Source organism: Alcaligenes faecalis, from assembly GCF_041521385.1.
Taxonomy (GTDB): Bacteria; Pseudomonadota; Gammaproteobacteria; order Burkholderiales; family Burkholderiaceae_B; genus Alcaligenes; species Alcaligenes faecalis_E.
The window spans coordinates 3,053,496-3,066,347 of the sequence record NZ_CP168006.1; the positions used below are offsets into that span (position 1 = coordinate 3,053,496).

The window sequence follows — 12,852 nt, forward strand, 5'->3', positions numbered from 1 at the left end:
GAAAGCTTCTAGAGGATTTCCCCAGTACAAAAGCGGCTTGCCGGATATGATGGAGCAGTTTATGAAATCCATGATTCGGCGCGTGCAGGAACCAGGTAGGGTGGTTGCGTTTTAATCTTTGGGCTTATTAAGTGTAGTCACTGTATATCGGTAGTTATCTTCTTTTCAGGCTATCTACTTTTTCTGCTCATTTCTTCTCGCTCTCCTTGCTTTAACGGCTTTCTGCCTGACTAGTTGTGTTTTATGTTTAAAGTGTTCAAGGGTATATCCCTAGGTCTTGGTCGATTTACTCGCAAAAATACCATGTGTACACTTTAAATTACTAAAACAAGACAAGTTGCTGAGTCGTGTTTCGCCTTACAAGCCCACGGAGAAGACAATGAACAAGACATTTGCAGGGGTAGCACTGGCAGGAACGATGATGTTGCAAACTTTGGGGGCCACCGCTGCCGCTGAAGGGGTCATCAAGATTGGAGAGTTGAACAGCTATAAGTCCCAGCCCGCTTTTTTGGGGCCTTATCGAAACGGGATGGAGCTGGCGGTTGAGCAGATCAATCAGGCTGGGGGGATTCACGGCAAGCAACTGGAGTTGATTATCAAGGATGACAATTCCAACCCCGGCGATGCCGTACGCGCCGCCGAGGAATTGATCTCGCGGGAAAAGGTCGATGTGCTGACCGGGACCTTCCTGTCCAATATTGGTCTGGCCATTACCGACTTTGCCAAACACAAAAAAGTATTCTTTCTGGCCAGCGAACCGTTGACCGACAAGATCGTCTGGGCCGATGGCAACCGCTACACCTTCCGCCTGCGCAACTCCACCTATATGCAGGTCGCCATGCTGGTGCCGGAAGCCGTCAAGCTGAACAAGAAGCGTTGGGCGATTGTGTACCCCAACTACGAGTACGGTCAGTCCGCCGTTGCCACGTTCAAGACTCTGATGAAAGAAGCCCAGCCCGATATCGAGTTCGTGGCTGAGCAGGCCACGCCGTTGGGCAAGGTCGATGCCGGTGCCGTGGTGCAGGCTTTGTCCGAAGCCAAGCCTGATGCGGTTTTTAACGTACTTTTTGCGTCCGACCTGGCTCGTCTGGTTCGTGCCGGTAATCAGCGCCAGTTCTTCAGCCCTGCCTTGCCGGTGGTCAGCATGTTGACCGGCGAGCCCGAATACCTGGACCCCTTGGGTGAAGAAACGCCGGAAGGCTGGATTGTGACGGGCTACCCCTGGTATGCCATCGACACACCCGAGCACAATGCCTTTTTGAAAGCCTATCAGGGCAAGTACAAGGAGCACCCACGCCTGGGCACGATTATTGGCTACAGCACCATTGTGTCGATTGCCGCCGGTATTGAAAAAGCCGGTTCTACCGACACCGAAGCCATGATCAAAGCCTTCCGTGGTCTGGATGTGGTCACGCCTTTTGGTCCTATTACTTACCGCACGCAAGATCAGCAGTCCACACAGGGGGCGTATGTGGGTGTGCTGGCCAAGCAAGACGGCAAGGGCATCATGACTAATATTCGTTATGCCGATGGCAAGGATGTACAGCCTACGGATGAGCAAGTCAGCCAGTGGCGTCCTGCCGCGGCCAATCAATAATTCCAAGAACGCAGTATTTCGTAGATCGGCGCGCCGTCTGGCGCGCCACTTCTGACGCGAGGCAGTAATGGCCTTATCGGGTTTATGGGTTCAGTTCCTTAACGGACTGGCCGAGGCATCGTCTTTGTTTCTGGTGGCGGCGGGTTTGTCCCTGATCTTTGGGGTGACACGCATCGTCAATTTTGCACACGGTTCCCTGTATATGCTGGGCATTTACATGGCGTATTCCACGGTGCAATTCATGGGTGGTTCGGCGCTGGGATTCTGGGCTGGCCTGATTGTGGCGGCCTTGCTGGTCGGCGCATTGGGGGCCTTGCTGGAAATCGTGCTGTTGCGGCGCATTTATAAAGCGCCCGAGCTGTTCCAGTTATTGGCCACCTTTGCCCTGGTGCTGGTGATTAATGACGGGGCCTTGGCGGTGTGGGGGCCGGAAGATCTGCTGGGGCCGCTGGCGCCGGGTTTGAGCGGTTCTGTTTCCATTGCAGGACGCTTCTTCCCGGTTTATGACCTGGTGCTGATCGTGATCGGTCCGGTGGTGCTGGGCTTGCTGTGGCTCTTGTTGACCCGTACCCGATGGGGCGTACTGGTGCGCGCCGCGACCCACGACAGGCAAATGCTCGGTGCGCTGGGCGTGAATCAGGCCTGGTTGTTTACGGGGGTCTTTGCCTTAGGGGCCTTCCTGGCTGGTTTGGGTGGTGCCGTGCAATTGCCGCGTCAGCCCGCCAATCTGCTGCTGGATTTGAGCGTGATCGGGGACGCCTTTGTGATTGTGGTGGTCGGTGGCATGGGCTCCATCCCCGGTGCCTATGTGGCTGCCTTGATCGTCGCTGAGTTGAAGGCCCTGTGTATTGCTCTGGGCACGGTCACCTTCTTTGGCGTGGACTTTGCTTTTCCCAAGTTGACGCTGGTGGTGGAGTTCATTTTCATGGCGGTGGTACTGGTGTTCCGGCCCTGGGGCTTGTTTGGGCGTGCTCAAGCCGTCAGCCGTAACTCGGCCCCGATTGAGGCACCGTTACGAGCCGGAAGCGGAGCTTTCCAGGTCATGGTGCTGGTGGTTCTGGGGGGGATGGCCGCCTTGCCCCTGATGAACGAATGGTTCCCATACGCGCCTGTGCTGGCTCTGGATATTCTGGTGTTGTCCTTGTTTGCATTGAGCCTGCATTTCATGATGGGACCAGGGGGGATGAACTCCTTTGGTCATGCTGCTTATTTTGGTCTGGGCGCCTATGCCGCGGCTCTGCTGTTCAAAGCGGCGGCCTGGTCGATGGGATGGTCTTTGGTCTTGGCTCCCGCTGTCGCAGGTTTGGGGGCGCTGATCTTTGGCTGGTTCTGCGTTCGTCTGTCCGGCGTCTACCTGGCCATGTTGACCTTGGCCTTTGCGCAGATTATCTGGTCCATCGTGTATCAGTGGGACAGCTTTACGGGCGGCTCTAATGGTTTGGTCGGAGTCTGGCCAGCCGAATGGTTGTCCGGTGATCGCTATTATTATTTCGCCTTGTGTGTGGTTGTGGCAGCCGCTTTCTTGTTACGTCGCATCTTGTTTTCGCCCTTTGGCTACGCCATGCGTGCCAGTCGGGATTCGGCCTTGCGGGCTGAGGCCATCGGCATTCCCGTTAAACGCGTACAGTGGCTGACCTTTATGTTGGCGGGCACATTTGCTGGTCTGTCCGGTGCCTTGTTTGTGTTTTCAAAAGGCAGTGTCTCGCCTGAGGTGATTGCGGTGAATAAGTCTGTGGATGGCTTGGTCATGGTCTTGCTGGGTGGCTTGCAAACCCTGGTCGGTCCAGTAGTGGGCGCAGCCGTATTCACCTTGCTGCAGGACTTTTTCCTGGGCATCACTCAGTATTGGCGCGCCTTGTTTGGTGGCGTGATTCTGTTGCTGGTTCTGGCTTTCCCACAGGGTATTGCCGGCTTTTTCAAACGTTGGGCGCACCGTCGCGTTGCACCGGAGGCATCGTCATGAGTTTGCTGCAAGTACGAGGTCTTAAAAAAGCGTTTGGCGGCAATCTGGCCGTAGACGGTATCGAGTTTGATGTGCAGGCCGGGGAGTTTCTGGCCTTGATCGGCCCTAATGGTGCAGGCAAAACCACCACCTTCAATATGGTGGGCGGGCAGTTGACGCCAACCGCGGGTTCGGTGCGCTTGGGTGATCAGGAGCTGGTGGGATTGGCCCCACGCAAGATTGCTGCTTTGGGCGTGGGTCGCACCTTTCAGATTGCCGCGACGTTTGCCTCTTTGACAGTGGTGGAAAACGTGCAGATGGCCTTGCTGGCGCATCAGAAAAAACTGTTTTCCTTCTGGCGTCGTGCGGCTCAGTTCGAGCGGGCACGTGCGCTGGACTTGCTGGATCAGGTGGGCATGCTGGCTCAGGCTGAACGGCCTTGCAGCGAGCTGGCCTATGGCGATGTGAAGCGGGTAGAGCTGGCGATTGCACTGGCCAACGACCCCCGTCTGTTGCTGATGGATGAACCCACAGCAGGCATGGCCCCCAAAGAGCGCAATGAGTTGATGCGCCTGACCAAAAAACTGGTGATCGAACGCAATATGGGTGTGCTGTTTACCGAGCACAGCATGGACGTGGTGTTCGAGCACTCGGACCGCATGCTGGTGTTGGCCCGTGGTCGGCTAGTGGCGGAAGGGGATGCGGACTATATTCGCCAGCATCCCAAGGTGCAGGAGGTCTACTTTGGAACAGGCAAAACATTCGAGAACAAGGAGCCAGCATGACGCAGGACTTATTAGCCGGTTCTGAGCGAATCGCCGCAGGCGGGGCGGACGCGCAGCCTTTGCTGAGCGTAGATGGCTTGAATGCCTGGTACGGTGCCGCGCATATTCTGTTTGATCTGTCCCTGACGGTGCAGCGCGGCGAAGTGGTCGCCTTGATGGGGCGCAACGGCGCGGGCAAGTCCACAACCTTGAAGTCCATTATGGGTTTGATGGAGCGATCCAACGGCCATATCGAATTCATGGGGCAGGCCATTCACGACAAGCAGCCTTTTGAGATTGCACGTGCCGGTTTGGGCTTTGTGCCCGAAGAGCGCCGTATCTTTAGTGATTTAAGTGTCTCGGAGAATCTGGAAGTAGGCCGTCAACCAGCACGGCGTTGGCCAGATGGCGCCGCAGCCCCGCACTGGCAGCCTGAACGCTTGTACAGCCTGTTTCCCAATCTGGGGCAGATGCAGGACAGACCCGGCGGACAGATGAGCGGGGGCGAGCAGCAAATGCTGACGGTAGCGCGCACCTTGATGGGCAATCCCTATCTGGTCTTGCTGGATGAACCGTCCGAGGGTGTGGCTCCGGTGATTGTCGAGCAGATGGTGCAGATGATTCTGGAGCTCAAGCAGGCCGGTGTCAGTATCTTGCTGTCCGAGCAGAATCTGCATTTTGCCGAACTGGTGTCGGATCGGGTCTATGTGCTTGAAAAAGGGCAAATACGGTACAGTGGCGTCATGCAGGAGTTAAGCGCCAACGAACACGTGCGGCGCACTTACCTGTCCGTTTAACGTTGGGCCTCCAGTTAGCGAGGCCGGATCGGCTCCAGGAGAACACCATGACAGATGCACGCCCCAATCCCCAGACCGTCATTGATTTCTGGGTTGAATCAGGGCCAGAGAAATGGTTTCGCAAGTCTGATGACTTCGACCGGGAATTTCGTGAGCGGTTTTTGGACTGGCACGAACGTGCGGCCAGGGGCGAACTGGATGATTGGGCACAGACGGCAGAAGGGGCCTATGCCTTGCTGATTCTGCTGGATCAGTTTCCGCGCAACTCTTTTCGCAATACTACGCGCATGTATGCGACCGATGAGAAGGGTTTGGCGATTGCCAAGGAAATGGTGGCCAAGGGTCTGGATAAACAAATTCCGGTGGAGCGCCGTGTGTTCTGCTACTTGCCGTATTCTCATGCGGAGAACTTGGCGGACCAGCAAGAGGCCGTGCGCCTGAATCGGGAAATTGGCCGTCCCTGGCTGGATCATGCCGAAGAGCACCTGGATGTGGTCGAACGCTTTGGCCGCTTCCCGCATCGCAACTCGATTCTGGGGCGTACTACCACTGCGGAAGAACAGACGTTTCTGGAGGGCGGTGGTTTTTCCGGTTGATGGGTTTTGAGTCTGGATCTGCAGCAGAAGCTGAGTCTTGATCTTGATTGGGACTGGGCCTAGGCTTTGGCTCCAAACCTAAACCCACACGTAAGTTCAAGTTTCAGATCAGTCCTTCAGAGTGTTGGCCGAGAGCCTGGCTTGAGGGGGGCTGGCTTAGCCAGGTCTGAATGTGATGAATCAAAAACAAAGGCGGCCAAGTGAAAACTTGAAGCCGCCTTTGCTTCGTTGACCGCGTATCTAAACACAATCTGCGGACAAGCCCCGTCTACAGATGCCCCTTCTGCTCCCGTATGGTCGCAATCTTGTCTTTCAGGCCTGTCCAGGCGGGTTTGTCCGGTGCAAAACGCGCCCGCATATAGTTCAGCAAATCTTCCATCTGCTCGTTATTCATGCTGTTCTTGAAACCGGGCATGGAGCCCAGGGTGGGCTGTGCCGGACGGGTAATGCCGTGCATCAACACCTGAATCGTATTGTCCGGGTGTTCACTGTGCAGATTGCTGTTCAAGGCCAGGGACGGGCGAGCCCCAAAGAGCACCGGCCCACCACGTGGGTCATGGCAAACAGCACAAGCGCCGTTGAACAGGTTTTCGCCTGGCATCACCATCACGTCCTTATTGCTGCGGCTATCTTGCTCCAGCAGCGCGGCCTGGGCGGCGTGTGTTTGTTCTTGTTCGCTCTCGACCGGGTTCAAACTGCTTAGGTAGTGCGCCATGGCACGGACGTCGGACTCAGGCAGTTCTGCCAAGCCTGCGACGACCGGCCCCATCGGTCCCGCCGCCACGCCATGACGGGGCGAGTAGCCGGTACGCAGGTATTGGTACAGCTCCTGTTCTGTCCAGGGGATGGGGGCTTTGGACAGGCTATTGAGCGCAGGCGCTTCCCAGTTATCCGCAAAACCACCAGCCAGGAAATTCGCTTTACCGCCTTTTTCCGCGCCCAGCATATTGCGCGGGCTATGGCAGGCCGCACAGTGGCCGCTGCTATTGACCAGATAGGCCCCCCGGTTCCATTGCACGGTTTGCGTCGGGTCCGGCACATAGGCATTTGGATCACGGTGAAACAGCAGGTTCCAGCCCGCCACCAAGGGCCGCATATTCATGGGGAAAGGCAGCTTGGTTTCAGGCACTTCGGACTTCACTGGCTCTTGCGTCATCAGGTAGGCGTACAGGGACTGCATGTCCTCATCGCTGATCTTGGCAAAGGCCGTGTAAGGGAAGGCCGGGTACAGGTGGCGTCCGTCCTGATGAATGCCCTCGCGCATGGCGCGCTCAAAGGCTTTGTAGCTCCAGCTACCGATGCCGGTTTCTTTGTCCGGGGTGATGTTGGTGGTGTAGATCGTGCCAAACGGCGTATCCAAACCCAAGCCACCTGCATTGGGTGTGCCGCCCTCAGCGGTGTGACAGACCATGCAATCGCCTGCAATGGCAACCAGACGGCCACGTTCAATGGCCAGCTCGGAAAAGATGGAGGTATCCACTTGGCCGACTGGTGCAATGGCGGGCCGCCAGGGCAGGGCGCTCAAGACGGTGCCGGTGGCGACTGCGGCCAAGGCTCCCCACCAGGCTTTGCGTTTTTTGCTGCTGCCTGTTTTATCGGACTGATAGCCCAGCGCCAGAGACTGTTCGCTAAAAGGCGCACTGGTCAGGCGTATGCCACTGGCATTGAAAATTGCATTGGCAATGGCGGCCGCGGCAGGCAGTTCCACGCCCTGGTTCCAGGCCAAAGGCTGGCCTACGGCAGACTCTCGTTTGACCAGTTGGACGGCGGGCTTGTCGGCGGTTTCTTTGACAGGGCTGTCGCTGCTACCTTCGCCGCCTTTGCCCACGCCATTGTTCAGCAGTTGCTGCGCCCAACGACCCAGTCGGTCAGCCAGGGCGGGCGCAGACTCCGGAGCGTGATCGGAGTTATTCAGTTCTGTGCTGTCGTGGCCAATGGTTAGCTTGTCTATGCTGAGCGTGCCTTGACGGGTATCGACGCTGACATCCACAGCCCAGGCGGACCACTGTTCTCGTGCAGCCTGTCCGGGGACGTTTTCAACAATATGGCTGTAGGCCAGCCCGCGACCCTTGCGTAAAGGGCCTTGATGGGCGGGCAAGGGCTCGGACCAGTCCGATTGCTCGGCAACTCGTTGCAGCAGCTCGCGCCCTTGGGGGCTGCTGACTTGTTCCAGTCGTGCCTCCAAAGGATCCAGGCCCAGGCTGTGGCAGTCCTGATCGAATTGCGATTCTTGGGCAAAGATGGTGGCCTGGGCCAGGCTGTCGGGGTCACTGCTGGCGGCCGCGCCATCATAGTTAGGCGTGGGTGCAGAAAAGTAATCGCTCTTTACGTCCGGACCACGGCTGGGCAAACCTGGCTGGCCACAAAGAATGGCAGCCAGGGAAGGGCGCGCACCGGACAAAGTGTTCAGTTGCCAGCGGGTCGCCCGCAAATGGGCATTCAAGTCGTTTCGCTCTGCGGTGCCTTTATAGACGCTCAGGCGAAGGGTGACTTCGCTGTGGCTGGCACGAACTTGCACGGCCTGGGGGCGGCCAAAGGCCATGACGGCTGCATCCATGGCGCAGTCGTAGGCATCGGCCTGATTGCCGGCAATATCCTGCAAATGGATCTGTTCGTTGGGCAGGCCGCTCAAGGCTTGCAGCTCAATCAGCAGGGCAGCGGGGCGCTGCGTATGCGCCCAGACATAAAGCTGCTTGTCGTGATAACAAGCACGGGCCCAAGCGGTTTCCTGATGCTCGGCGGCAGATCGCCACTCATAGCGTTGATCGGGGGCGCTAAGCGTAGCAGCGACATCCTCATCCGCTGGCAGCGTAGCCTGGTTCGCTGCGACGGGCGTGGCCCAACGCGCATCCAGCAAGGCAGCACCTTGTTGAGCCTGCTCGGCTTGTACCGCCAACACACCCAGAAAATTGCCCATATGCACACAGGCTACAACGCCGGGTACTTGCAGGGCAGCTTGTTGGTCTACTGTTTGTAATTCAGCGCCCAGATACTGCCCGTTTTCATAGGACCAGTAAGGGGGGCGTACCACAGCGCCATGCAGCAAGCTGGTGCCCGCAGGCAGTTCCGGCCACAGCGTTCGGGAAAGGTCTTGTGCTGAATGACTCATTGCCGGGCCTTTGCGACGCGTACGGCGGCTTGCATGATTTCTACGTGCGTGCCGCAACGGCACAGGTTATAGCGTAGTTCGTCCCGAATTTGCGCTTCGGTGGCTTGCGGATTGCGTTCCAGCAGGGCCTGCACGGTCATGACCATGCCATTGAGGCAGTAGCCGCATTGCGCAGCCTGACAATCTATAAAGGCTTGCTGAACATCATTGGGTTGGCCGTTTTGGGCCAAGCCTTCCAGGGTCGTGATCTGACGGTTTTCTACCAGGCTGACCGGCACGACACAGGAGCGGGCGGCCACACCATCGACCAGCACCGTACAGGCACCACATTCACCCAGGCCGCAGCCAAACTTGGGGCCATTCAGTTCCAGGTCGTTACGCAATACATAAAGCAGTGGCGTATCGGGCTCCACCTCGATGATGTGGGTCTCTTGATTGACCCGCAAGGTATGCGGGCGAGTACAAGGGGGCATGGGGTTCACCTTGGGTAGATCGCACCTTGTTGTCGGACAGCGTGTGCGGTGCTTTTATCAGCTTGGTATTGATATGCTTAAATTAAGTGTATACACTTTAATTTATCGAGTAAATAGATTCTACTACTCCCTTGAGGTATCAATCAAAGCCTGCTTGGGAAGATGGAAAAGATTCAATCTAATCTTATTTAATATAGGGTTTACACTGATTATTAAGCCCTTGATTTTCTCTTTATAGTAGTTGCGATAAATGGGTTTCAGCGCACTGCATTTGATTTTATTAGGGTGTGTACGCTAGTAATCGATGTTTTGCCTAGGCGCGCTGCAGGCACGCTTTCAGGAGCAAGTCCCTGAGGCCGGCTTTCAGGCCCTTATATAAAAACCCAGCCAGGAGAGTGTGATGTCTTACGATGCGCCGCGCCACCAGCAGCAAGACTTGCTCAGGGCGTCTGGCACCTTGCTGATTTTAGCGGCACCGGCACGGCCTCCCAAGCCTTCGCCCGGCCAGCCCGGCGTGGTGTCCGACTACTTGCAGGCGCACGACGATGTCTTTGTCGCCGTGTCCGAACAGGGCTGGGTGCGCGCTTTTCATGGGCACGTGGACCTGGGCACCGGCATTCAAACGGCGCTCAGTCAGATCGTGGCCGACGAGCTGGATGTGCCCATGGCGCGTGTGCAAATGGTACTGGGCCATACCGATGCGGTGCCCAATCAGGGGCCCACCATCGCCAGTGCTTCCATTCAGATTCATGCTGTACCGCTGCGCAAGGCAGCGGCTCAGGCACGTCAATTACTGCTGGCACAAGCCGCAGAACGTTGGGCATTGCCTGCCGCTCAATTACGCGTGGAAGACGGTATCGTCAATGCCCCAGACGGGCGCAGCCTGACGTACTGGCAATTGCTGGAAGGTCTGGAGCTGCGGGCCTATCTGGATAAAGAAACCTCCACCAAACCGGCCGAGCAATTGCGCATTGTAGGGACAGCCCAGGCGCGTGTCGATATTCCAGGCAAGGTCGCGGGGCAATGGGTGTATGTACACGACGTGCGCGTGCCTGGCATGTTGCACGGCCGTGTTGTGCGTCCTCCTTATATAGGGCGCGATAGCGGCGACTTCATCGGTCGCAGCCTGGACTCCGTGGATGAGGAGTCCATCCGCCATATTGCTGACGATGTGCGTGTTGTGGTGATTGGCGACTTTATCGGTGTGGTCGCGCGCCGTGAAGAACACGCTATGCGTGCTGCCCGCGAATTGAAAGTGCGCTGGAAAGCGATTCCTCCGTTGGAGGATATGAGCAATCTGGAGCAACTGATTCGTCGTCAGCCCATGACGGCGCGTTTGTTGGCCGATACAGGACCGGATTTTGACGAGTTGCCGCCAGAGGGTAGACGCTTGAAGCGTAGCTATATCTGGCCTTTTCAGTTGCATGCTTCGATTGGCCCGTCTTGCGCGGTGGCGGACTACCAGCCCGGTCATAGCCGGATCTGGTCAGGCTCGCAGAACCCGCATATGTTGCGTGTTCATTTGAGCCAATTGCTGGACGAAGATGAGGCCGGTCTGGAGATCATCCGTCACGAAGCAGCCGGTTGTTATGGCCGTAATTGTGCTGACGATGTGTGTGCAGATGCCTTGCTCTTGTCCCGAGCCGTCGGTGCGCCGGTGCGTGTGCAACTGACGCGAGAACAAGAACACGGTTGGGAGCCTAAAGGCGCTGCTCAGTTGATGGATGTCGAAGGCTCCATTGATGCTCAAGGGCAACTGCGTCATTACGATTTCGTGACCCATTACCCCTCCAACGATGCGCCGAACCTGGCGCTCTTGCTGACGGGGCGGGAGTCGGCGACCCCACGTCAACTGGAAATGGGGGACCGCACGGCTGTACCACCCTACAGCTATCCCAAGCAGCGCATTGTGTGTCAGGACATGCCCGCGATTGTGCGCGCCTCCTGGTTGCGTGGTGTGTCGGCCATGCCTAACTCTTTTGCGCATGACTGCTTTCTGGACGAGCTGGCGGTGGAAGCCGGTGTGGACCCCTTGAGTTATCGCCTGCGTTATCTGGATCAGGATGAACGCGCTCAGGAACTGTTACAGGCAGTGGCGGACAAGGGGCAATGGCAGATTGGGCATCGAGGTTCTCGCGGGCAGCCGGACGAGCAAGGCTATCTCTATGGCCGTGGTCTGTCGTACGCCCGCTATATACACAGCAAGTTTCCTGGTTTCGGGGCGGCCTGGTCAGCCTGGCTGCTGGATCTGCGGGTTCATGCGGAGACGGGTGTGATTGAGGTTCAGCAGATTTATGTGGGCCAGGACACTGGGCAGATGGTGAACCCGGCGGGAGTGCGCCACCAGATTCACGGCAATGTGATTCAGTCCTTAAGCCGCACCTTGTATGAGCAGGTGCGCTTTAACGCACAGGGCGTAGTCAGTGCGGAGTGGGGCGCCTATCCGATTGTGGATTTCCCGCGCATCCCGCCCATTGAGGTGATTTTGATGGACAGGCAGTCCGAGCCGCCGATGGGGTCGGGCGAATCCGCCTCCGTGCCCTGTGCCTCGGCCATTGCCAATGCTTTGTTTGATGCAACTGGCCGACGTTTTCGGCAGGTGCCTTTTACACCGGATGTGGTCCGGGCCGCGCTGGCTACTACGCCCCAAATGGCGTAGGCAGCAGCAATTTTCATGGGTCAGGCCCAGGCCTGACGGTTTCAATCCAAGGACAGATTAATGAGTACCTTTCTTTACGGCGGCCATGTTCATGCCAATGGCATTCGTCAGCATTACTTGCGCTACGGTGGCTCCAGCCAGGGTCGCGACCAGCGTCCCGCGGTCATCATCGTTCCCGGCATTACCAGCCCGGCGGTGACCTGGGGCTTTGTGGGCGAGCAGTTCGGCAAGCACTTTGATACCTACATTCAGGATGTGCGTGGTCGCGGTTTGAGCGAAGCCGCCGAAGGCATGGATTACAGCCTGGACGCCCAGGCGGATGATTTGATCGCCTTGGCTCAAGCCTTGGGTCTGAAAGACTACATCGTGGTCGGCCACTCCATGGGTGCGCGTATTGGTTTGCGTGCGGCTCACAAGAACAGCGATGGCTTGAACCGTCTGGTAATGGTTGATCCTCCGGTCTCCGGCCCGGATCGTCGTGCCTATCCTTCCAAGTTGCCCTGGTACGTGGATTCCATGGCCATGGCTCGCAAAGGCTGCACCGCAGAAGACATGCGTGCTTTCTGCCCCACCTGGACCCAAGAGCAATTGCAATTGCGTGCCCAGTGGCTGCACACCTGCCACGAGCCTGCGATTTTGGCTAGCTTTGAAGGGTTCCACACCGACGATATTCACGTCGACTTCCCGCATCTGAAAGTACCTGCCTTGCTGATGACCGCCGAGCGTGGTGATGTGGTGCGTGATGAGGACGTGGCCGAGATTCAGCAGTTGGCCGCTGGCGTTCAGCACGTACGTGTGCCCAATGCCGGTCACATGATTCCTTGGGATAACGAGGCTGGTTTCTATGAAGCCTTCGGTGATTTCCTGGGCCAGCGCCTGGTGTGATGTTAAAGGGCCGCATGGGCGGCCCGTCGT

9 protein-coding genes are annotated in these 12,852 nt (G+C 57.4%); 7 read left to right on the forward strand and 2 right to left on the reverse strand.

What is annotated here, in order from left to right; translation table 11 throughout:
- The first annotated feature begins 379 nt into the window (after positions 1-379).
- From ACDI13_RS13710 to ACDI13_RS13730, 5 genes are all read left to right on the forward strand, one after another.
- Positions 380-1,597 carry an ABC transporter substrate-binding protein gene (locus ACDI13_RS13710; protein ID WP_316988247.1) on the forward strand — a complete coding sequence of 406 codons (1,218 nt, stop codon included), beginning with the start codon at positions 380-382 and terminating at the stop codon, positions 1,595-1,597.
- A 67-nt stretch (positions 1,598-1,664) separates the two neighbouring features.
- Positions 1,665-3,560, forward strand: a complete 1,896-nt coding sequence (locus ACDI13_RS13715; protein ID WP_316988246.1) for an ABC transporter permease — start codon at positions 1,665-1,667, stop codon at positions 3,558-3,560.
- On the forward strand, positions 3,557-4,324 hold the full coding sequence (locus tag ACDI13_RS13720; RefSeq protein WP_035273692.1) for an ABC transporter ATP-binding protein: 768 nt from the start codon (positions 3,557-3,559) through the stop codon (positions 4,322-4,324). Before ACDI13_RS13715 ends, ACDI13_RS13720 begins: the two co-directional genes overlap by 4 nt.
- A complete protein-coding gene (locus tag ACDI13_RS13725) occupies positions 4,321-5,100 on the forward strand; it encodes an ABC transporter ATP-binding protein (RefSeq protein ID WP_316988245.1) in 780 nt (259 codons plus the stop codon). The genes ACDI13_RS13720 and ACDI13_RS13725 overlap by 4 nt, the downstream gene beginning before the upstream one ends.
- A gap of 47 nt (positions 5,101-5,147) precedes the next feature.
- Positions 5,148-5,696, forward strand: coding sequence for a DUF924 family protein (locus tag ACDI13_RS13730; RefSeq protein ID WP_316988244.1), 549 nt, complete (start codon positions 5,148-5,150; stop codon positions 5,694-5,696).
- A gap of 268 nt (positions 5,697-5,964) precedes the next feature.
- On the opposite strand, the gene ACDI13_RS13735 is transcribed toward ACDI13_RS13730, so the two are convergent.
- Positions 5,965-8,805: a c-type cytochrome gene (locus tag ACDI13_RS13735; protein WP_316988243.1), complete on the reverse strand. Its 2,841-nt coding sequence runs from the start codon at positions 8,803-8,805 to the stop codon at positions 5,965-5,967.
- Positions 8,802-9,278, reverse strand: coding sequence for a 2Fe-2S iron-sulfur cluster-binding protein (locus ACDI13_RS13740; RefSeq protein WP_316988242.1), 477 nt, complete (start codon positions 9,276-9,278; stop codon positions 8,802-8,804). Before ACDI13_RS13740 ends, ACDI13_RS13735 begins: the two co-directional genes overlap by 4 nt.
- Positions 9,279-9,678: 400 nt before the next feature.
- Between ACDI13_RS13740 and ACDI13_RS13745 the strand changes: the two genes are divergently transcribed.
- Together ACDI13_RS13745 and ACDI13_RS13750 are read left to right on the forward strand one after the other, a co-directional pair.
- Positions 9,679-11,937 (forward strand): molybdopterin cofactor-binding domain-containing protein, encoded by a 2,259-nt coding sequence (locus ACDI13_RS13745; protein WP_316988241.1) that lies wholly within the window; start codon positions 9,679-9,681, stop codon positions 11,935-11,937.
- Positions 11,938-11,997: 60 nt separating this feature from the next.
- Positions 11,998-12,822, forward strand: coding sequence for an alpha/beta fold hydrolase (locus ACDI13_RS13750; protein WP_372372479.1), 825 nt, complete (start codon positions 11,998-12,000; stop codon positions 12,820-12,822).
- The last annotated feature ends 30 nt before the right edge of the window (positions 12,823-12,852 follow it).